The organism is Mesorhizobium sp. M0045, from assembly GCF_040323385.1.
GTDB lineage: Bacteria > Pseudomonadota > Alphaproteobacteria > Rhizobiales > Rhizobiaceae > Mesorhizobium.
This window is the reverse complement of record NZ_JAMYUY010000033.1, coordinates 1-20,930: the sequence shown is the minus strand read 5'-3', so window position 1 is coordinate 20,930 and position 20,930 is coordinate 1. Positions and strand designations below refer to the sequence as shown.

Sequence of the window (20,930 nt, the reverse complement as noted above, 5' to 3'; positions counted from 1 at the left end):
TCACGATCTTAGGTCACTTCTCCTCGGAACCAGAAAGACTTTCACCGGATCACCCGCGGGTTCGTCATTCCGCGTTCTGAGACGCGGGAAAAGCCGGCGCACTAGAGCCGAGGCCGCCGATGCAGACATATTTGGTGTCGAGGTAATCCTCGATGCCCTGATGTCCGCCTTCCTTGCCGAGGCCCGATTCCTTGACGCCGCCGAACGGTGCCTCCGGCGTGGTGATGAGGCCTTCATTGACACCGACCATGCCATATTTCAGCCCTTCCATGACGCGGAAGGCGCGGCCGAGATCGCCGGTGTAGAAATAGCAGGCGAGGCCAAATTCGGTGTCGTTGGCAAGCGCGACGGCTTCCTCTTCGGTCTCGAACTTGAACACCGGTGCGACCGGGCCAAAGATCTCTTCCTTCATGAAGCGCATCTTGGGTGTCGCGTTGGCGATGACCGTCGGCTGGAAGAACGAACCGCCGAGCGCATGGCGCTTGCCGCCGGCAACGATCTTACCGCCCTTGGAAGTCGCGTCCGCGATCAGTTCCTCGACCTTCTCGACCGCCTTCTCGTCGATCAGCGGTCCCTGCTGCACGCCGTCCTCGAGGCCGGAACCGACCTTCAGTCCGTTGCTCGCAGCAGCCAACTTTTCGACAAACTGGTCGTAGATGCCGGCCTGCACCAGGAAGCGGTTGGTGCAGACGCAGGTCTGGCCGGAATTGCGGTACTTGGCGGTGATGGCGCCGGCGACGGCCCGCTCGATGTCGGCGTCGTCGAAGACGATGAACGGCGCATTGCCGCCGAGCTCCATCGACACCTTCTTGACGGTGACGGACGACTTCTGAATGAGAAGTTTTCCGACCTCGGTCGAGCCGGTGAAGGTGATCTTCGACACCAGCGGATTTGCGCAGATCTCATCGCCGATCTCGCTGGCCGAGCCGGTCAGGACATTGATGACACCCTTCGGGAAACCGACCTCCTCGGCGAGCGCGCCCCAGGCAAGACCCGAGTACGGCGTCTGCGAGGCGGGCTTTACGACCGCGGTGCAGCCGGCGGCGAGCGCCGGGCCGAGCTTGCGGGCCAGCATCGAGGACGGAAAATTCCACGGCGTGATAGCGGCGATGACGCCGACCGGCTCCTTGGTCACCAGAATGCGGCGATCCGCCCAGGGTGACGGCACCACGTCGCCATAGGTGCGGCGGCCTTCCTCGGCGAACCAGAGGATATAGGCCGCGGCCGAGCCGATCTCGCCCTTCGATTCGAACAGCGACTTGCCCTGCTCGATGGTCAGCAGTTCGGCCAACACGTCCTGATTGTCCATCATCGCGTCATGCAGCTTGCGCAGCAGCTTCGAGCGCTCGAGCGCGGTCGTCTTGCGCCAGGTCTTGAAAGCTTCTGCAGCGGCTTCGATGGCGCGGCGGGTCTCGGCCTTGCCCGACTTCGGCACGGTGCCGATCTTGAGACCGGTGGCCGGGTTGTTGACGTCGACCGTCAGTCCGCTGTCGGCCTGCACCCACTCGCCGTTGATGAGATTGGCCTGGCGCATGAAATGGCTGGTTTTCTGAAGCATGGTCTGGCCTCCGTTCGGATAAGACAATCAGGATCCTGTATGCTGGCTGCGGCTCGCGCTTGCCCAAGCGCCTTTCGCGCGGCCGGCCCCTCCAGCGATGTCTCGCCGCCTCGCCGGGCGGGTTCATGCCGACTGGTCAGTCCGCGCATGGGCCGCCGCGGTCTCATCAAGAGCCGCGCGAATGCCATCAATCATGTAATCGATCTCTTTAGGGGCGATGACGTAGGGCGGGCAGATTGCCAGCACGTCGCCCATGTTGCGGATCATGACTCCGTGCTCGCGGCACCGCCGCTCGACATCGGTGCCAATTCGCAGCTCCGGCGCAAAGGCGCGACGGGTGGCGCGATCCTCGACGATCTGGATCCCCGCTATAAAACCGCGGCCGCGGACCTCGCCGACCAGTGTATGGTCGTTGAGCGCGTCCGCGAGCGCTGCATGCAGATAATCGCCGAGACGGCGCGCCTGGCTCACGAGATCGATCTCGCGGTAGATCCTGATCGCCTCGGCGGCGACGGCGGCTGTCACCGGATGGCCGGAATAGGTGAAACCGTGGCCGAACACGCCGACCTTGTGGGCCTCATCGGCGACGCACTGGTAGACCTTGTCGGAGATAATGACGCCGCCAATGGGCAGATGACCGGATGAAAGCCCCTTGGCGACCGACAGCATGTCCGGTTCCATGCCAAAAGTCTGGCTGCCGAACCAATTTCCGGTGCGTCCGAAGCCGCAGACCACCTCGTCGGACAGCATCAGGATGTCGTATTTGCGCAGCACCGCCTGAACCTTTGGAAAATAACCCTCCGGCGGTACCAGCACGCCGCCGGCGCCCATGACTGGCTCGGCGATCATCGCGGCGATCGTCTCTGGCCCCTCCGCCAGGATCAGGGCCTCGAGTTCCTGGGCCAGGCGCGTGGCGTAGTCATGCTCCGCCTCGGCCGGCAGACCGTCGAGATAGTGAAATGGCCGCGCCGCGAATATGACGGGAAGCGGCGGCAGGTTGAAGGACTTGTGCATATGCGGCAGGCCACTCAGCGCCGCGCCCATGATCGTACTGCCGTGGAAGGCGCCAAACCTGCTGATGATCTTGCGTTTCTCCGGGCGCCCCCGCGCGGCTTGGTAGTACCAGGCGAGCTTGACCATCGTATCATTGGCTTCGGAACCGGAGCCGACCAGAAAAACGCGCGCGTTGTCGAACGGCGCCAACGCGGTAAGCTGCTCGACGAGTTCGACGGTGGGCTCGTTCGAGCGGTGGTTGAAGGTGTGGTAGACGGCGAGCTTGCGCATCTGGCGGTCAGCAGCGACAGCCAGCCGGCTGTCGCTGAAGCCAAGCGAGGCGCACCAGAGTCCGCCCATGCCCTCGATATAGCGGTTGCCCGCGTCATCCGTGACGGTCGCGCCTTCGCCGGCCACGATCGTCAACGGACCATGATCCTCATGCAGGCGTGGATCGGTTTGGGAATGAAAGTGCCTGGCCATGTCCAGCACGCGCGATTCGTTGTTCATCAAAATTCTCCTTGCGACCAGATAGGCGGTTGCTTCAGCGACAAATATTTTATAACTTATAAGTTGTCGAGAAAAAATGATCCCGAGAGTGACGTCCAATGGCCAACGCACCCACTCCTTCAAACAACACCCTGCCACCCGACGCGGAGCGGATCGCCCTGTTGCGCGACAGGGCAGAGTTCGTCCGGCTCGAGACGCTGCGTCTCATCCAGATCGCCAAGGTGGGCCACTATTCGTCGGTGTTCTCCTGCGCGGAAATATTCGCCACGCTCTACTACGATGCGATGCGGCTGAGGCGCGGCGAGCCGCAATGGCCGGACCGCGACCGCTTCCTTATGGGCAAAGGGCACGCCGCGGTCGGCCTTTATCCGCTGCTGGTCGACTGGGGCTTCTTCTCCAAGGACGTTCTCGACGGCTATACCCGGCTCGGCAATCCGCTTGGCGATCATCCCGACATGCGCAAGGTGCCCGGCGTCGATTTCAGCTCCGGCTCGATCGGCCATGCCCTGTCCGGCGGCCTCGGCATGGTGCTTGGCGGCCGTGCGGCCAACCGGCGCTTCGATGTCTATGTCCTGCTCGGTGACGGCGAGATGCAGGAGGGCCAGGTCTGGGAAGCGGCGCTGTCCGCCGCCCACCATAAGGCCGGCAATCTGATCGCCATCGTCGACCGCAACGGATACCAGCTCGACGGGCAGGTCGACGACATCATCGGCATCGAACCGTTGGCCGACAAATGGGCGGCGTTCGGCTGGCAGGTGCACGAGGTCGATGGGCACGACGTCGTCGCTCTCGCGACGCTGCTGCGACAGTTGAAGGCCGAGGCAGACCGCACCCGGCCTGTCTGCATCATTGCCAAGACCTCCAAAGGCAAGGGCGTTGGTTACATGGAAACCGAACCCGGCTGGCATCTGGGCTATCTCGCGCCATCGGACGAGGCCTTGGCCGCCGAAGAGATCAAGCGTGGAGGCAAAACACAATGAACGGCCCGATCGATACCAACTCCTGGCAGTACCGCCAGATCAACGCGCGCGCGCCTGGCCTGAGTTACCTGGCCAACGCGCTCATTGATCTGGTCGAAGACGGTTATCCGGTCGTGGCCGGTACGGCCGACCTTCAATATTCCAACGGGCTGGTGCGGTTCGCGCAACGCTTTCCCGAACGCTTCACGCAATTTGGCATTTCCGAGCAGAACATGGTTTCGGCTGCTGCCGGCATGGCCAGCACCGGCGCCATGCCGTTCATCGCTACATTCGCTTCTTTCCTGGCGCTGCTGTGCTGCGAACAGATCAGAACCGACGTCGCCTATTCGGCGCTGCCGGTGCGGCTGATCGGTCATCATGCCGGTATTTCACTCGGCTTCTACGGCACCTCCCACCATGCGACGGAAGATCTTGCCATCATGCGAAGCATCGCCGACCTCACGGTCGTCGCGCCGGCTGACGGCCCGCAACTGGCGGCCGCCGTCAAGGCGTCTGTCAATCATGCCCAGCCAATCTACTTCCGCATTGGCCGCGGCCAGGAACCGCTGGTCTATGAAGACGACGGCGTCGACTTCCAGTTCGGCACGGCGATCGTTCACGGCGAAGGATCGGACCTGACCATCATCGCCTGTGGCTCGATGGTCCATCCCTCAAGGGAGGCTTACCGCGCGCTGCGCGCGGCGGGCAAATCCGTCGGACTGATCGACATGCATACGGTGAAGCCACTGGATACCAAGGCTGTGCTCTCGGCCGCGGCCCACTCCCGCTTTATCCTGACGGTCGAGGAACACAATATCCTGGGCGGTCTGGGCGGCGCCGTGGCGGAAATCCTGGCGGAGGCGGGCAACCCGGCACGGTTGATACGCCATGGCATCCGCGACGAATACAGCCTGATTGCGCCGCCAACGCATCTCTACAAGCACTACCGGCTGGACGCGGCGGGAATCGAGGCCACCGTTCTTGAAGCCCTCGGCTGAGCCGGCGGACAACCATAGCCATGCACGGACATTCCGATGACCGATCAGAATAACACCGCCCGACTCATTGAGCGCGCCGGTGCGGTGATGCCGGGCGGATTGCTCAGCCCGAGCCGCAGGCTCGGCGCGCCGCATGTATTTGCCCGGGCGCAGGGTGCGTTTCTCTACGACGTCGATGGACACCAGTACACCGACTTCCACTGCGGCTTCGGCGCCAATGTGCTTGGCCACTGTCATCCGGCGGTGCGTGAACGCATCGCTGCGGTCTCCCAGGACATCGATCTTGTCGGCGCGGGAACGATGCGGCTGGAGATCGAGGTGGCGGAGGCGCTGGTCGACTGCATCCCTTGCGCGGATCTCGTCGCCTTCTGCAATTCCGGATCGGAGGCGACCTATCACGCCCTGCGCCTTGCCCGTGCCGCCACCGGTCGCAAGCGCATCATCAAGTTCCAAGGCGGCTATCATGGCTGGCACGACTATGTCGCCATGAACGTACAGTCGCACGCGCAGGCGATCGGCAAGTACGATCCCATCAGTGCTGGCATCCTCGAGGATGCCGCCCGTCACACCATCGTGCTGCCTTACAACGATGCCGGCGCCGTCGAGGATTATCTCAAGGCCAATCCAGGCGATGTCGCGGCGATCATCATCGAGCCAATCGCTCACAATATGGGGTCGGTGATCGCGACGGATGTTTTCCTGCGCGAGCTGCGTCGCCTGACCAGCGATCATGGTGTCGTGCTGATCTTCGACGAGGTCATCACCGGCTTTCGCCACGCGCTCGGCGGCTATCAGTCGATCGCCGACGTCACGCCTGATCTTGCGACCTTCGGCAAGGCGGCCTCCTCAGGCTATCCCGTTGGCGTGGTGGCCGGTCGTCGCGATCTCATGGCGCTCGTCGGCCGGACCGGGGAAGGATCCGTGTTCATGGGCGGTACTTTCAACGGCACGCCGTCGACGCTCGCCGCCATGCAGGCGACGATCGAGGAGCTGTCGAAACCAGGCTTCTACGACCGCCTGTTTGCCCTCGGCGCTTTCATGCGCACGCAGCTGGATGGCATTATCGATCGCCTCGGCCTGCCCGCGCAGAGCGCCGGGTTTGGCTCGGTCTGGCTGATCTATTTCCTCAGCGGTCCTTACCGCGACTACCAGGACTTGCTGGGCAACGACGATGTTTTCGATCTTGCATTCCGCAGAGAGATGGTGGCGAACCGGCTGATCGGTCAGCCGCTTCCGCTCAAGCGTCTCTACCTGTCAGGGAGCCATGACCGGGCCACCATTGAGAAGTCACTGGATGTTATTGAGACAATCCTGCGCAAGCTCTCCGCTGGGAAACCCGCCAGCTCCTAGCCATGTTTCGCAACGGACTTATAGGATATAAGAGCGTCTCGCACTATCCGTTGTCGATTCGGTGCGGCCAAGATCGCAGCGGTGGACCATGAGCACGATGCAGCCAATCGAGCAAGGCAGTCTGTCGGCGAGAACTTATATCTCGCTGCGCGAAGCCCTGATCGCCGGCAATTTCCGGCCCGGCGAAAGACTGTTGATGCAGGATCTGGCGCAACGGCTGGGCACCAGCGTCACGCCTGTGCGCGAGGCCTGTTTCAGGCTCGTCAGCGAGCAGGCGCTGGAACTGCGGTCAGGGCGGTTCATCACCGTTCCAGAGCTGACCCGGTCGCGTTACTGGCAGGTCCGGCTCATTCGCATCGCGCTCGAGGGACTAGCGGCCGAACTCGCCGTCGAGCATGTTTCGGAGGCCGACATTGCAAAACTGGTCGAGATCCATCGCGATTTCGTGGCCGGCGAAACGTCCGGCGATGCTGACCGCGCCCGTCGCGCCAATCGTGAATTTCACTTCGGCGTCTACCGCCTGTCCAAGATGGATATGCTGATCGCCCAGATCGAAAGCCTGTGGGTCTCGATGGGCCCTATCCTTAACGTGTATTATCTGCAGGCCGAGAACGATTACATCGGCGCGGAGGAGCACGAGACGCTGATCGAAGCGTTCCGGACCCGCAACAAGAAGGTGGCGCGTAAGGCGATCGAACGCGACATCGTGCGCGGTGGCATGAACCTGTTGCGGTATTTCGACGAGCAGGACGCGGCCGCCAAGCGGGCGTGATCGAAGCCGCCGGTCATATGCCGGCGACCTCTCTTCGCATTGGCTCAGACCGCCCGAAGGCGCGCGGTGGCATCCTGGTCGACGACCCAGACGCCCTGCTCGACATCCAGCACCAGGGCAACCTTGTAGGACTTGCGAGCCGCTTCGCTTGTCAGCCAGCCGCGGCCAACGCTGGCCGCGACACGGCGGACATCGCGCTTGGTCGGGTCGCCGTAGCCGCCGCCGCCACAGGCAACGAACTCGATGCGCTCGCCGGCGCGGCACGCCTCCTCATGGAAGGCCGGCAATTCCACCAGCTTGCCATCCGTGCCGCGCTTGGCACTGCGACTTGCCTTGGCGTCACCGCCGCCCAGCACGCCACGCGGCGGAAAGGTTGTGCCATCGGCCGAGTAGACCAGTGTCATCTCGTGGTCGACGGGATAGAAGACACCGCCCACCGCGGGAGCGCCCTCGAACTCGCCAATGCCTTGGGTATCCGCCACCACGCCGCGCGATTCAATGATGATGGGATACATGGATTCGTCCACCTCCACGGAATCCAGCGCGATCAGGCCGCCATTCGCCGGCCCGCAATATGTCAACCAGCCGTCATAGCCGTGACGCGCGCCGCCGCCGGCGTAGCCAATGAAGACCTGGTTGACGTAGGGCTGCCCGTCCTTGAACGGATCCTTGCCCGAAATCACCCCGATCCCCGCCGGCAGGTGCGAGCCGCTCTCGGCCTGGCCATAGGGTTCTCCCATCGTCGAGAACACGCAATTGCCGGCGATGATCAACCGGTCGTTGACATTGGTGGTCGCCACCGAGGTGCCTACGGGGTAGCGGGGTTTGCCAACCACGCTTCCCTCCCGCATCAACACCTTGATCCGGCTCTTGGCGCCCTCGTTGTGCGGGATGCCGTCGTCGAGATTGTTGAAGACGCCAATGCGGCACGAGCCCGTGCAGGTGTTTTCCGAAAGGTTGAGACCACCAGGGACGTTATCCATGTTGTCACGCACATCGACCGTGATCTCGCCGGCTTCAGGGTCGACATCGATGGTGATCCGGACCGGGATGCCCTCCTCCGCCACGCCGGGGACCGGGTCATGGCGGACCTCGTAGGAGAACTTGCCCTTCGGCAATTTGGCGATTTCGGCCATGGCGCGACGTGCACCGTAGTCGAACCAGTCCTCGACAAAATCCAGCAGCGTGTCGCGGCCGTATTTTTCAAGCAGTTCCAATAGACGGCGTCGACCGGTCCTGCAGGCGCCGATCTGGGCGCGCACGTCGCCCAGCCAGATGTCTGGAACACGGTTGCGCATCATGCCGATGCGCAGAATGTCCTGCTTCTCCCGGTGCTGTTCGACCACGCGCACGCAGGGAAAGTGGATCCCTTCCTCATAAACGTTCTTGGCGAATGGCAGATAGGTCGAAGGCGTCGGCGCGCCGGTGTCGGCGTGATGGGAAAGCGCCACGGCCCAGAACAGCGGCTTGCCATCGAAGAAGATCGGCATCGCCATGATCAGGTCGGCATGATGCGTGCCGCCCGTGTATGGGCAGTTGTTGAGGAAGATGTCGCCGTCGGCGATATCGTCGAACAACTCCGTTATCGGACGGGTCGCCAGATCCATCGACATGACGTGGATCGGCAGCGCGTCCTCGGTGGAAACGAGGCGGTGATCATAGGTCAGGATCGCACAGCTCAGGTCGCGGGCGTTCTTGATAACCGCCGAGCGGCTGGCCCGCATCACAACCAGCGTCATTTCCCGCACGACGGCCTCGAACCGGCTTTTGAGAACCGACATCAGGAACGGATCGACGCGGCGCGTTGGCGTCTCCAGGCGAATGACAGGTGAATTCATTTTATGATGCCTTGCTCGGGAAGGTTGGTGTCAATCGACGGTCACGACGATGTTGCCTTGTGGGTCGACGCGCCCGCGATGTCCGTCCTTGAGGAAGGCGGTGAACGTCGTCGCCTCCACCAGGCATGGCCCATCAAGCGCCGCCCCCGCGCCCAGCTGGTCCATGTCGTAAACAGGCAGAGAGCTCGTCCGCCGGGTTTCATGCAAATAAGCTGGCCGATGGGTCTTGGCGACCGGCGCCGTCGCCTGGTCGGCCAGCCTGAAGTCTTTCCAGGCATCCTGGTTAGCCCGCTTGCCCACCGCGCGCAGCTTCCAGTTGGTGAATTCGACAATGTCGCGGTCGGATCTGATCGAATAGATGCGTTCGTGCATCTGATGGAACGCTTCGACGAGACTTGGGAGCTTTTCCGCTTCGAGGCGCGCCTCATTGGCCTCGAAATGGACCTCGATCTCCCAGGACTGGTACTCGTAGCGACCAAGAAAGGAGAACTCGAAACGCCGCAGCTCGGGCTCAACGCCGGCCTGTTCGAGGAATGCCTCGCCCGACACCTTCAACCGCGCCAGGATGTCGGAGACGCCGGCGGCGTCGAAGCGCCGGGTCGAGGTCAGGAAAACCGCGCTTTCCTCGCGCGTAATATCAGAGATCAACCCGCCGAACGCGCTCAACCCAGCCATGAAGCGCGGGATCATGTAGCGTTTCAAGCCCAATATGTCGGCCATCTCGGCGATGTGGATGGCGGTCGCACCGCCGCCGCAGACAAAGAAACTGTCGCGTGGGTTTATGCCCTCGCGAATGGTGATTTCCTCGATGGCCCCGACCATGTTGTGGTTGCTGGTGGTCTGGATGGCGTAAGCCGCGTCGAGCAGCGGGATGCCGAGCCGCGTCGCGATGCTCGCAACCGCTTTCTCGGCCAGTTCGCGGCTGATCTTGATTCGCCCGCCGAGAAAATAATCGGGGTCAATGATGCCGAGCACGACATTGGCATCGGTGACCGTCGGCGCGGTGCCGCCCGCCCCGTAGCATGCCGGCCCCGGCCGCGCGCCAGCGCTTTGGGGACCGACCCGCAGCAGGCCGCCATCGTCGACCCAGGCTATGGACCCGCCGCCGGCGCCAACCGATCTCACATCGACTTTCGCGATGCCGAGCGAGTCATCGTGGATCATGCTGTCCGGGGTGACGATGATCTGGTGGTCACGCAAAGCCGAGACGTCGAATGTGGTGCCGCCCATGTCACCGACGATGACATTGGCTTCGTCGCTCAGCGCCAGCGCGGCCATCGGCGCCAGCGTCGGCCCCGACATGACGCTGTAGATTGGCCGCCGCAGCATCTCGGCGGGAGGCATCATTCCACCGACGCAGTTGGCCAGCAGCAGCTCGCCCTGGAAACCAGCCTGCGACAGTGCTTGCCGCAAGTCCTCGATATAGGTGCGCACGATCGGATTGATCGACGCGTCGATGGCGGCCGCGATGATGCGCTTGTACTCGCGCGACATCGGATTGACTTCATGGCTAAGCGTCACCGGGATATCCGGCCATACCTGCGCGATGATATCGCGCACCATAGTTTCATGGATGGGATTGACGACCGACCAAAGCAGACCGACCGCTATCGCTTCGACCCCATAGCGCCGGAAATCGGCTATCGCCGCCTCGACATCGGATCTCGACAAAGGCGTGAGCTCCCGCCCGCGCGCATCGACGCGGCCCCGCGCCGTCTTCGTCAGGTGGCGGGGGACGTAGGGCTCGGGATAGTCGAGCCGCCACTGGAAGGCGCCCTTGCGCGGCCCCTCGCGCAGGACGAGGATGTCCTGGTGTCCTTCGTTGAGGATCAGACCGACCTTGACGGTCTTGCGCTCGACCAGCGCATTGGTCGAGACGGTCGAGCCGTGTACGATCAAATCGATCGCGGTCATGAACGTCGCGGGATCGAGCCCGTATCCAGCGGCCGCGACGTGCAGCACGTTGATGAACCCCTTCTCGAATTCGCCGGGCGTCGTCGGCGATTTGAAGATCGAGATTTTCCCACCGGGCTCGGAAACCAGGCAATCGGTGAAGGTTCCGCCGATATCGATGCAGACTTGATATGCCATTTAAGGTCCGAAGCTGTTAGCGTTTCTTGTGATCGCGGCCCAGTATCAGGCTGGCCAGAATGATGAGGCCCAAGAGAACCTGCTGCAGATAGCCGTCGACCTGCATGAGATTCATGGCGTTGGAAATGATCGTGATGAACAGGGCACCGAGCAGAGCCGCGGTGACGCCTCCCTCTCCGCCGGTCAGCCGCACGCCACCAACCACCGCCGCCGCTATCGATTCCAGGGTCAGGTTGCCGCCGAGATTGGGCTCGCCCGATCCGGTGCGCGCGGTGAGCAGCATGGCGCCAATCGCGGCCAGCAGCGAGCAGACCACGTAGTCGATCGCAATGACGCGTCCGGTTCGAACGCCCGCCGCCTTCGCCGCGCGAGGATTGGCGCCGATGAGATACAGGCCGCGGCCGAACACGGTGAAGCGCAGGACCAGGAACAGCAGTGCGAAACACAGCGCGGCGAACAGGATGGGCACCGGAATGCCAATCAGCCGTCCCTCCGCCAAGGCGTTTGTGAATGCCTCGGGAATGCCCGGCACGGGAAAGCCGCCGCTGACGGTTGACGCCAGCGCCATGACAATGTTGGCCATGCCAAGCGTCGTCACCAGGGGATTGATGCCGACACCGGCGATGAGGAAGCCGTTCAGCCCGCCGATAAGCAGCCCGACGCCAAGGCCAGCGGCGATTCCCCACAGGATCGGCATATCACCGGTTCCGGTCATCACCATCGCCGATATGACGCTGACGAGCGAGACGGTAAAACCAAGCGAAAGGTCGAAGCCGCGCGTCAGCAGCACCATGGTCTGCGCCATGGCGAAGAGTGCGAGATAGCTGGTCTGGATCGCGATGTTCCAGAGATTGCCGCTTGAAACGATGCGCGGGTCGAGCAGACCGAGACCCAGCAGGGCCAGGAATACAAGCCCCGGCAGCTTGGCCTGCGCCGCGAACTGGCGGATGTCCGGGCGAGCGCGGTCAAGAACAACCGGAGCCGCCATGTCTGGACGATCAGACATTGGCCCGCCTCCCCTGAACAATTCGGTCGAAAGCCAGTGCGCCGATGAGCACCGAGCCCAGAACCAGCGTCTGGAATTTGCTGTCGATCTGCGTAAGGTTCATCGCATTGGCGATGATCGCCAGGCATAGCGCAGCCATGGCGACGTTCTCGGCACGGCCTGAACCGCCGCGCAACGAAACGCCGCCGATCACCGCCGCGGCGATCGTCTCCAGTCCCAGCGTGCCGCCGATCGTCGACTGGCCAGAGCCGATGCGGGCGGTAATCAGGACGCCTGTGAGCGCGGCCAGGAGACCGGACAGCACATAGGCGGTTATCAGCACACGGTGAGTCCGCACGCCCGACAGTCGGGCGGCACCGACATTGCCGCCGACGGCGTAGAAGTGACGCCCGAGCGCGGTCCGACGCTGCAGAATGATGGCGATGGCGATCACCGCGATCGCCAGCAGCAAGACCGGCGGCAGGCCAAGCACCTGCCCTCGCCCGATGGCATCGACGAAGGCGTCGGAAACGCCATAGATCGGGATGCCCTGCGTGTAATAGAGCGTAATCCCCGCGACGATCGACAACGATGCCAATGTCACCATGAAAGGGGATAGGGAAAGCCGCGCCACCAGCGTGCCGTTTACCAGGCCAACACAAGCGCCGCTGGTCAAGGCCAGCGCCACTGGGACCAGCAGTTGGACCCCATTTGCGTCGGGCATCGCGGCCATCGCCGCGGCCGTGGCCACGGACGCCAAGGCCATGGTGGCGCCGACCGACAGATCAAAGCCACCGGTGGTCATGACGATCATCTGACCGATCGCCGGAATCGCCAAGAAGGAAAAATTGCGCAGGACGTTGAGGATGTTCAGGCGGTTCAGAAAACGCGGTTCGATGATCGCGGCCACGGCCGCAACCGCGACCAGAAGCAGGATGACGATCCCGCCGGTTTCCACAAAACGTCGCCGCAGCGTGTCAGGGCTCATGCCGCCTCCGTGGCGCCGGTTTCGGCGTCGAAATAGTGACGCAGCACGGTGGCCTCGGTGATGCCGTCGGCTTTGAGTTCGGCGACTATGCGCCCTTCGCGCATGACATAGACGCGGTTCGCCAGATGAACGAGCTCTGGCAGTTCGGACGATGACAGCAGAATGGCCGCGCCATTCTCCACCAGGCTTTTCATAAGCCTGTAGACCTCGCTTTTGGCGCCGACGTCGATGCCGACCGTCGGTTCATCGAAAATATGGACCGAGACCGGCCGCATCAGGCCGCGCGCCAGCACGAGTTTCTGCTGGTTTCCTCCCGAAAAGGACGACGCCGCGCGTTCCGGCGCCATCGGTCGCAGACCCAGTGTCTTCAACGGAGCGGCTATCGCCCGGCGCTCGCGCCACGACTTGAGCAGTCCGCCCTGGGACAGTCTCGGATCATCGAGCGCCGCCATGGTCACGTTCTCGCGGCCCGGGCGGCTAAGCGCCAGTCCCTCGGCGCCGCGATCGGCTGGGTAGTAACAAAGTCCAGCACGCAACATGCTGTGCGGCACTGGCGCTCGAACCACCGCGCCATGGAGTTCGATCTCACCGGACGTCACACGCTCCAGGCCGAACACGGCTCGGCAAAGTTCGCTACGACCGCAGCCAACCAAACCCGCCAGGCCGACGATTTCTCCAGCCCTGACCGTGATGGAGGCGTCCGACACGCTACCGAAGACACGCAGCCCCCTGGTCGCCAGCACGACATCGGAGGGGCGCTGGCTGATTGGCGGGTAGAGTCGTTCGACCGGTTGGCCGACCATCATCTCGATCAGCGTCGCGTCGGATGCCGTGGCGATGGCCACGGTGTCGATCTTGCGCCCTCCTCGCAAGACCGTCACACGGTCCGCGAGCCGACGGATCTCCGCCATGCGGTGCGACACATAGATGATCCCGACACCCCGGGCCTTGAGGCCCGCGATGGCGGCGAACAATTTTTCCGCTTCACCGTCGGTAAGCGACGCGGTCGGTTCGTCGAGGATGAGGATCTTGGCATCCGAAAGCATGCCTTTGGCAATCTCGACCATCTGCTTTTGCGCCCGGGTCAGCGTTTCGATCTTGCTGTCCAGCTCCACGTGAAAGCCAATGTCGCGGAAGCGTTCCTCCGCGCGGGCACGCATCGCGCGCCGGTTCAGGAAAAGCCTTCCTTTGATCTCGCGTCCAAGAAACAGGTTCTCCTCGACCGTGAGGTCGGGGACGAGACTGAATTCCTGGAACACCGCCGCCACCCCGGCATCGCGGGATTTCTGGGGGGTCAGCGCGGAAACGGTTTCGCCGTCGATGCGGCACGAGCCTTCGGTCCAGCCATAGGTTCCCGCTATAAGATTGATGAGCGTCGACTTGCCGGCGCCGTTTTCGCCGAGAAGGGCATGGACCTCGCCGCTCAGCAGCGTGAAGTCGACGCCGTCAAGCGCCACCACACCCCCGAAACGCTTCGTCATACCCGTAAGTTCAAGCATCGCTGACACCACCGAACTCGAAGCAAAAAGGGCGGCAGGCCAAGGCCGAGGTCTACCGCCCATCGTAGATGCGACTATTGTACCGAAAATTCAGGCTTCCACCCATCGGGCGCGAAAATCTGCGTCGGGTCGATCTTGTCGACGTTGTCCTTGGTCACGATGCCCGGCGCGACCAGCAGAACCTTCTCATAGTCCTTCTTTTCCAAGGCGCGCACCGCGAGGTCGACGCTGATGCGGCCCATCATGACCGGATACTCGGCGGCAAAGCCAAGCACCTTGCCTTCCTTGACCAGCTTCAGCATCGTCTGGTTCTCGTAAGACGACATGATCACGACATCGTCGCGGCCGGCGTCGGCGACGGCACTGACGGCCGCTTCCGCCGCCGCGGCCCCGCCCCAGATGACATTGAGATCGGGATAGGTCTGCAGGGCGTCCTCGACGAGGCGTAGGCTCTGCGGAACGCCCGGCTCCCCATAGAGCTCGGCCGCTAGCTTGATGTTGCCGGTTTTGGTGCTGTCGCGGAAGCCCGCCATATAGCTCTCAGCCCAGCCCGATCCCTGCGGACCCGGCAGGCCGATCGCGGTCGTCTTTTTGTCGCCGAGATACTTCTTGAGGTACTCACCCTCCTGAAAACCCTTCTGGTAGGTATCGGGAGTGATGCGCGCGGTGATCGGAGTTTCCAGTATGGGATTGGCGACGGCGATCTGGACAAGACCCTTGGCGTCGCCCTCCTTCAGCTTGGCCGCCAAACCGGCTTCCGAGATGGCGGCGACGAGGATGCCCTGGGCGCCGGATGCGACGCAATCGTCATATTGCGACAGCTGCTTGGGCAGTGCGTCATAGCCGCCGGCCTGCAGCACCGTCACTTTGACACCCAGGCGCTTTGCTTCCTCAACGATACCGTAGTCCACCGAGACCCAGTAGCTGTCCTTGAGGTGCGGAAACAAGACGCACAGGTTCCAGGGCTTCTCGGCCTTTTCCAGCGGCACATAGTCGAGTGCCTCGACTTTTTTCAGATCGCCGCCTTTGGCCGCGTTGATCTTGAAGGGCCACCAATCCTTGGCCTCGGCGGCGTTGGGCAGGACGGCCACGCCGGTGACGAAAGCCGCCGCGAGGATGGATCGGAAAGCGTGATTCTTGGTCATGTGATTCCCCATTTTCGTGTGTTCCCGGGTCCGGAGCCGGCGATTTCGCCGGCTCCGCGGTCTGCCTTGGGAGCAGAGGCTTGCTGGCGGATCGTAGTACCGTCTAGGCGAGTTCGCCTTCAGGGCCATCCGCGCCGTTGTTCATTTCACAGTGCTACCGTACTACTTATAAGTTATAAGTCAATAGGGTTTTCATTAGCCGGTGCTCAGCCGGGAAGGTGTCTTCAATCGCGGTTTCGCTGCCTCGACCGGGATCACAATCCATTTGACGAAAGACGAGGTCGGAGACAGCAGCCATGCACCTGGCCTCGGCGATGTGGGCTTCCTCGCGACCGACGGGTAGCGGCTTGTCGATCGAGTTGCCTGACATCGAGCGCCGGCGAATAAGTCAAAGCGATCAGCGTGGCCTTCGAATACAGAGCCATTGGTCAGCAACCGCACTTCGCTATCGACCAAATCGTCATAGGTCTTTAGGGAGGGAGATGTGCCCAGTGCATTCGCGTGCTGCAACAGCCGCGCTGAACCGCACGGCAGCGTGCCATAACACGCTGCGGTCGGATGATTGTTGAAATGACGGTTCCCCGCGCACGACCGTGCCGCTTTCCAACTTCTCTCGTCTGGCGCTTGCCAGCCTGAGCTCTTCCTAGAGGTCGGCGCCCGGATTGCGGGTATTGTCTTGCGACTTCATTCTCCCGGCAGCCGGGCAAAGGCCCGCAACGTGGAGGCTTCTAAATGGAACGCGGGTTCCCGATGCTTAGTGGGTGGTGCTGCTTGAGGGGCAGGGCAGCACAGCCTCCGCCGGCAAGCCGTCGCGGCCGGTTCCCTTGATAGCGTGCCGGCGCAAGTCCCGCGTCACCAGGCTCGCAAATCGCGATGCACGTCCAGCCATTGCGACATGGTTTTGTCAGCTGAGAGGCCGATCCCGTGTGCCGCGAACAGTCGAAACACTGATTGGGGGTGTGCGTTCTTGGCGTTGTGCAGCACTTCTGGCATTACTGGCCTTGCGGGGATGACGGGTCGGTCATGCGACAGTATGGATGTCCCTATCGGAATAGCCGGTCCGCCTTATCGGTCGTCACACCCGCATATCGCTCCGCTTCTAGGGAACACCCCATCACGCGAGGAAAGACATGGCCACATGCGCAGTATCGCCAATCTAGCCGTTGGACCGACGGCCCGGCGCTTGGGCCAGTCCACCGGCTTTAACCTGCGTCACAACTTGATCCACTGATCCTAGGTGACGACAACGTTGTTCGTCATGATTTGATGGGGCGGGGATTGGCCCAAAAACGAGCCCCCGCAAACTGTGCGGTTGCCAAATACGCAATGGAGTGAATTGGAATGATCATCGTAACAGGCGCCACGCACGGGATTGGGCGGGCCTGCGTGGAGAAACTTGCGTCTGCCGGTTCCAGAGTGGTGGCGACCGGCCGAGATGCAGAAGCGGGCGCGGCGCTCGAACGCGCCAATCACGGTGTCACGTTCGTTGCCGGTGACATCATCCGTGAAGACGATTGCCGCCGTGTCGTCGACCGTGCGCTTGAACTTGGCAACGGCCGGCTCGCGGGGCTCGTGAACAATGCCGGCATGTCGAAGCGCATTGCCTTCGCCACCGCCACTCAGGACGATTGGGATGAGGTCCTTGCGGTTAATGCACGCAGCGTCTTTTTCTTCATCCGTCATGCGCTGGACGGCTTGCGGCTCGGGAGGGGTTCAGTCGTCAACATGGCCAGCATCGCCGGAAAGACGGGCGAAGAAGGGCTCGCTGCCTACTGCGCCTCAAAGGCCGCGGTCATCGGGCTGACGCAGGCACTCGCGCTGGAGTTCGGCGAGGAGATCCGCTTCAACGCTGTCTGCCCCGGCCAGATCGAAACACGCATGATGGGCAACATCATAAGCGATGCACTGCGCAAGAAGCAGCTCGAACTGCGGATCCCTGCCAACCGCTTCGGTGCCCCTGAAGAGATCGCTGATGTGGTCGCTTGGTTACTTTCGAATCAATCGAGCTATGTCAACGGCACGGTGGTGACTGTAGACGGCGGGGAAACAGCCGGCCTGCGCACACCGCGCGTCGCGCAGATCGATGGTGCTTAGGGCAATTCAGCTCAGCCGGAGCCGCGCTCGTCGAAATAGCGCAGAAAACCATGTGAGCCTCGCTGGATGTCGTTCTCGATCGCCTCGCGGGCCCTCTTCCTGTCGCCAGCCCTCAAGGCCTCGATGAGATGGTCATGTTCTTCCGCGCCGGTGTACCCGCGCGGAATTTCCCGATCGTAAACGTTAAGGATTGGACCCATCGAGGCCCACATGCTTTCGATCTGTCCGATCAGCATCGGCATACGCGACAGGCGGTAGACGCCGAAGTGGAAAGCGCGATTGGAGGATCGCGCTTCCTTGATATTACCGGCCTTATGGCTCTCTACAAATGAGGCGCGGAAGGTCTCAAGCTGTTCGAGATCGGCGGGGGCAAAATGGTTGGCAGCGTGTTCTGCCGCAAGCCCTTCAAGTGCCACGCGGATCAGCTTGATCTGAATGTAGCGGGCGCGGCTGAGGTCTGGCACCGCGGCGAACCTGCCGGAGCGCAACTCGAGCGCCTGCTCGCTGACGAGCCGCAGACAGGCTTCGCGCACCGGCGTAATGCTGGTTCCGAGCTGCTCGGCAAGATCCTGCATAAGGAGACGATCGCCCGGCGCGAAATTGCCGATGATCAAGCCATCCCGCACCTTGCTGTAAATCCGCGCGGACAGGCTGCCCATCTCATCGGGCTGCATCTTCATAGGGCCCATGGGACTCCCCTCGTCTCTGCTGCAGCTCTACGGAAATGTCGATTGACGCGTTTCACTACGTTTATAAGTTATAATCGCTGCCTATATTTTGTTATTCAGCGGCAGACAAGTACGTAGACGTTAATTGTCTGCAGCAAACATGTCCGTTTTCATAATTATTTGTGAAATTTTGTTTCATATAAAAAACAAGGAGACCCTTCTTTTCCGATTCTGACAATGGAATGTGACGACAGAAAAAAGGCGCGATCTCATCTGCGTGGCATGAGTTGGTGTGCGAGAGATGATGAGATCTGAAGGAGCCGGGAAGCTTACATGTCAATTCCAGTCTGATGGGCAGAAATTTCCGATTCTGAGGCGACTCCGAACCGGCTGGACCGACGATGACGTCGGCACCGTCAAGATGATCCGGCAGGCCAGCAAGTCCAAAAGCTGCGTATGGCGTTTGCAGAGCGTTTCGCCGCCGAAGGGCTTCAAGGGCTGTTGCGCGACAAGACGCGGCCCTCGCGCATTGCGGCTCTCGGGCCCGAAAGCCCGCCTAGCGCAGCTCTGACAAGGCCGCGACAGGAATCGAACGACGACTGGCCAGAATTATGAAATCCCTTGCGACACTATGCAATTTCAGACATTTCAGTAACAAATAGATTTAACATTCTCTTCACTTGCACTTTGGGGCGCGTTACCCGAATTAGCTGGAGCGGCCGAAACCCCCGCAAGATCAAGCGCGTAGTCGAAATCCAATCTTGCTGGTGCTTGTCGAGGGATGCGACGCGATGGGCCGGCGCAGGTGCGCTGTGAAGCAGCACTGAGCGCGCCGAAAAACGGCTTCCCAACAGGAGATTGATTTGGATTATGTGCAGTATTTCGCCGGAAGAATCGAGCAACTCAAAGGCCGTGGCGGGTATCGTGAATTTGCCGATCTGGAGCGTCAGTCTGGCAACTTCCCAAAGGCCTGGCTCAATAGGCCCGACGGCCGAAAAGAGATAACCATTTGGTGCACTAATGATTATCTCGGTATGGGGCAGCACCCCAAAGTGCTATCGGCAATGAAGCGCGCCATCGATGCCAACGGCGCAGGATCGGGAGGATCCCGCAACATTGGTGGCACCAACCATTATCACGTGTTGCTCGAGCGGGAGCTTGCAGGTTTCCACAATAAGGAAGCAGGATTGATTTTTGTTTCCGGCTTCAGCTCAAACGATTCATCCTTGAGTACATTGGCATCTTTGATGCCGGACACAATTATTTTTTCTGACGAGCACAACCACGCTTCAATTATTAGTGGATGCCGCAACAGCCGGGCCGAAAAGCGCGTCTTCCGGCATAACGACGTTGCGCATTTGCGGGAGCTTCTGCGCAGTGTAAATCCTGCAAGACCCAAGATCATTGTTTTTGAATCGGTATATTCAATGGACGGTGACATTTCACCGATCAAAGATATCTGTGACATGGCGGACGAATTTGGCGCAATGACGTTTCTGGATGAAGTTCATGCATCGGGAATGTACGGTCCGAAAGGCGCCGGCATTGCCGCGGAACTTGGCATCATGGATCGTCCAACCATCATCGAAGGGACGCTAGGTAAGGCGTTCGGCTCGATGGGGGGTTATGTGACCGGACCTGCCTCCATTGTTGACAGCATACGAAGCTTCTCGATCGGTTTCATTTTCACCACGGCGCTTGCGCCAGCGCTGGCGGCTGGTGCGCTGGCAGCGCTGCGCCATCTTCGCGATTCAGATTCAGAACGAATTGATCTGCACCGGAAAACGAAACTTTTAATCGGATTGCTGAAAGAGGCGGGCATCCCCGTCATGCCGACCCGAAGCCACATCATTCCTGTGCTTATTGGTGATCCATTCCGTTGCAAGGAAGCGTCCCGCCAGCTTCTGGATCAGCATGGAATATACGTTCAGCCAATTCTGGCGCCGAGTGTTCCGGTGGGAACCGAGCGGTTCAGGGTGACGGTTACGCCTGCCCATAGTACGACAGATATTCGGACGTTCGTCGATGCGCTCAGGCAGGTTCTGCTGCGGGACAATCTTGGCAAGGCTGCCTAATGTAAATGCTGGGAACGACAGGGCGCGCAGCCTCAGACCTGATTATATCAGCCGGGCTCGCCGAGGTGGAAGCGGCGGTCAGCGAGCCGGTTCTGACGCCCGATCGCATCTTCGAATGTCATCGGAAAGCAGTTCCGTAACCCGCAATGACAGCTTTCGCGATCTTAAATGATGTGACTCCATGATTGAATGGGGCCGTTTGACGACTCGCTGCTTACACATCGGGCCGGTTCCAGATTCAGGGCTCACCATGAGCCGGTATGACCAGAGCGCATGTTCTTGTGCTGCGAGTTTGATGTGGCTTGGGGGGGGGGGGGGGGGGGGGGGGGGGGGTGAGAACCCCCCCCCCCCCCCCCCCCACCCCCCCACACCCCAAACACAAAAAAAAAAAACACAACCGACGAAAA

15 protein-coding genes and 1 pseudogene are annotated in these 20,930 nt (G+C 61.5%); 6 read left to right on the top strand and 10 right to left on the bottom strand.

The features are described from left to right. Nucleotides 1–64: 64 nt before the first annotated feature. Complete coding sequence (locus NKJ72_RS29220) at nucleotides 65–1,558, bottom strand: NAD-dependent succinate-semialdehyde dehydrogenase (protein ID WP_352480531.1); 1,494 nt, start codon at nucleotides 1,556–1,558, stop codon at nucleotides 65–67. A gap of 123 nt (nucleotides 1,559–1,681) precedes the next feature. Then, entirely contained in the window at nucleotides 1,682–3,061 is a 1,380-nt protein-coding gene (locus NKJ72_RS29215; RefSeq protein WP_352693036.1) for an aminotransferase, read from the bottom strand. 161 nt (nucleotides 3,062–3,222) lie between these two features. Here NKJ72_RS29215 and NKJ72_RS29210 point away from each other — a divergent pair, with 161 nt between their 5' ends. The 4 genes from NKJ72_RS29210 to NKJ72_RS29195 all read left to right on the top strand — a co-directional run bounded on the left by NKJ72_RS29210 (nucleotide 3,223) and on the right by NKJ72_RS29195 (nucleotide 7,140). Next, entirely contained in the window at nucleotides 3,223–4,041 is an 819-nt protein-coding gene (locus tag NKJ72_RS29210) for a transketolase (RefSeq protein WP_245263162.1), read from the top strand. After that, nucleotides 4,038–5,018, top strand: coding sequence for a transketolase family protein (locus NKJ72_RS29205; protein WP_352480529.1), 981 nt, complete (start codon nucleotides 4,038–4,040; stop codon nucleotides 5,016–5,018). Before NKJ72_RS29210 ends, NKJ72_RS29205 begins: the two co-directional genes overlap by 4 nt. A 36-nt stretch (nucleotides 5,019–5,054) precedes the next feature. Further along, nucleotides 5,055–6,368 carry an aspartate aminotransferase family protein gene (locus NKJ72_RS29200; RefSeq protein ID WP_352480528.1) on the top strand — a complete coding sequence of 438 codons (1,314 nt, stop codon included), beginning with the start codon at nucleotides 5,055–5,057 and terminating at the stop codon, nucleotides 6,366–6,368. Nucleotides 6,369–6,456: 88 nt separating this feature from the next. Then, complete coding sequence (locus NKJ72_RS29195) at nucleotides 6,457–7,140, top strand: GntR family transcriptional regulator (RefSeq protein WP_352480527.1); 684 nt, start codon at nucleotides 6,457–6,459, stop codon at nucleotides 7,138–7,140. Nucleotides 7,141–7,184: 44 nt separating this feature from the next. Here the strand turns inward: NKJ72_RS29195 and NKJ72_RS29190 are convergent, their stop codons facing one another. The 7 genes and pseudogenes from NKJ72_RS29190 to NKJ72_RS29160 all read right to left on the bottom strand — a co-directional run. Beyond that, nucleotides 7,185–8,978: a hydantoinase B/oxoprolinase family protein gene (locus NKJ72_RS29190; protein WP_352480526.1), complete on the bottom strand. Its 1,794-nt coding sequence runs from the start codon at nucleotides 8,976–8,978 to the stop codon at nucleotides 7,185–7,187. Nucleotides 8,979–9,008: 30 nt separating this feature from the next. After that, on the bottom strand, nucleotides 9,009–11,069 hold the full coding sequence (locus NKJ72_RS29185) for a hydantoinase/oxoprolinase family protein (protein WP_352480525.1): 2,061 nt from the start codon (nucleotides 11,067–11,069) through the stop codon (nucleotides 9,009–9,011). Nucleotides 11,070–11,085: 16 nt separating this feature from the next. Beyond that, nucleotides 11,086–12,075 (bottom strand): ABC transporter permease, encoded by a 990-nt coding sequence (locus tag NKJ72_RS29180; protein ID WP_352480524.1) that lies wholly within the window; start codon nucleotides 12,073–12,075, stop codon nucleotides 11,086–11,088. Further along, a complete protein-coding gene (locus NKJ72_RS29175) occupies nucleotides 12,068–13,042 on the bottom strand; it encodes an ABC transporter permease (protein WP_352480523.1) in 975 nt (324 codons plus the stop codon). Before NKJ72_RS29175 ends, NKJ72_RS29180 begins: the two co-directional genes overlap by 8 nt. Next, nucleotides 13,039–14,541: a sugar ABC transporter ATP-binding protein gene (locus tag NKJ72_RS29170; protein WP_352480521.1), complete on the bottom strand. Its 1,503-nt coding sequence runs from the start codon at nucleotides 14,539–14,541 to the stop codon at nucleotides 13,039–13,041. The genes NKJ72_RS29175 and NKJ72_RS29170 overlap by 4 nt, the downstream gene beginning before the upstream one ends. Nucleotides 14,542–14,615: 74 nt before the next feature. Next, nucleotides 14,616–15,686 (bottom strand): TMAO reductase system periplasmic protein TorT, encoded by a 1,071-nt coding sequence (torT, locus tag NKJ72_RS29165; protein ID WP_352480520.1) that lies wholly within the window; start codon nucleotides 15,684–15,686, stop codon nucleotides 14,616–14,618. Nucleotides 15,687–16,166: 480 nt separating this feature from the next. Beyond that, nucleotides 16,167–16,659, bottom strand: a pseudogene (locus NKJ72_RS29160) (ISNCY family transposase); the annotation flags it as partial. A gap of 368 nt (nucleotides 16,660–17,027) precedes the next feature. On the opposite strand from NKJ72_RS29160, the gene NKJ72_RS29155 reads away from it, so the two are divergent. Next, nucleotides 17,028–17,780 (top strand): SDR family NAD(P)-dependent oxidoreductase, encoded by a 753-nt coding sequence (locus NKJ72_RS29155; RefSeq protein ID WP_286461381.1) that lies wholly within the window; start codon nucleotides 17,028–17,030, stop codon nucleotides 17,778–17,780. 11 nt (nucleotides 17,781–17,791) lie between these two features. Here the strand turns inward: NKJ72_RS29155 and NKJ72_RS29150 are convergent, their stop codons facing one another. Continuing rightward, nucleotides 17,792–18,469 (bottom strand): GntR family transcriptional regulator, encoded by a 678-nt coding sequence (locus NKJ72_RS29150; RefSeq protein WP_352480519.1) that lies wholly within the window; start codon nucleotides 18,467–18,469, stop codon nucleotides 17,792–17,794. An 842-nt stretch (nucleotides 18,470–19,311) separates the two neighbouring features. Between NKJ72_RS29150 and hemA the strand changes: the two genes are divergently transcribed. Beyond that, entirely contained in the window at nucleotides 19,312–20,523 is a 1,212-nt protein-coding gene (gene hemA, locus NKJ72_RS29145) for a 5-aminolevulinate synthase (protein ID WP_352480517.1), read from the top strand. The last annotated feature ends 407 nt before the right edge of the window (nucleotides 20,524–20,930 follow it).

Coding starts and splice junctions, on each gene's coding strand:
- NKJ72_RS29220 (WP_352480531.1), bottom strand. CDS start 1,558: ATGCTTCAGAAAACCAGCCATTTCATGCGCCAGGCCAATCTCATCAAC.
- NKJ72_RS29215 (WP_352693036.1), bottom strand. CDS start 3,061: ATGAACAACGAATCGCGCGTGCTGGACATGGCCAGGCACTTTCATTCC.
- NKJ72_RS29205 (WP_352480529.1), top strand. CDS start 4,038: ATGAACGGCCCGATCGATACCAACTCCTGGCAGTACCGCCAGATCAAC.
- NKJ72_RS29200 (WP_352480528.1), top strand. CDS start 5,055: ATGACCGATCAGAATAACACCGCCCGACTCATTGAGCGCGCCGGTGCG.
- NKJ72_RS29195 (WP_352480527.1), top strand. CDS start 6,457: ATGAGCACGATGCAGCCAATCGAGCAAGGCAGTCTGTCGGCGAGAACT.
- NKJ72_RS29190 (WP_352480526.1), bottom strand. CDS start 8,978: ATGAATTCACCTGTCATTCGCCTGGAGACGCCAACGCGCCGCGTCGAT.
- NKJ72_RS29185 (WP_352480525.1), bottom strand. CDS start 11,069: ATGGCATATCAAGTCTGCATCGATATCGGCGGAACCTTCACCGATTGC.
- NKJ72_RS29180 (WP_352480524.1), bottom strand. CDS start 12,075: ATGTCTGATCGTCCAGACATGGCGGCTCCGGTTGTTCTTGACCGCGCT.
- NKJ72_RS29175 (WP_352480523.1), bottom strand. CDS start 13,042: ATGAGCCCTGACACGCTGCGGCGACGTTTTGTGGAAACCGGCGGGATC.
- NKJ72_RS29170 (WP_352480521.1), bottom strand. CDS start 14,541: ATGCTTGAACTTACGGGTATGACGAAGCGTTTCGGGGGTGTGGTGGCG.
- torT (WP_352480520.1), bottom strand. CDS start 15,686: ATGACCAAGAATCACGCTTTCCGATCCATCCTCGCGGCGGCTTTCGTC.
- NKJ72_RS29155 (WP_286461381.1), top strand. CDS start 17,028: ATGATCATCGTAACAGGCGCCACGCACGGGATTGGGCGGGCCTGCGTG.
- NKJ72_RS29150 (WP_352480519.1), bottom strand. CDS start 18,469: ATGGGCCCTATGAAGATGCAGCCCGATGAGATGGGCAGCCTGTCCGCG.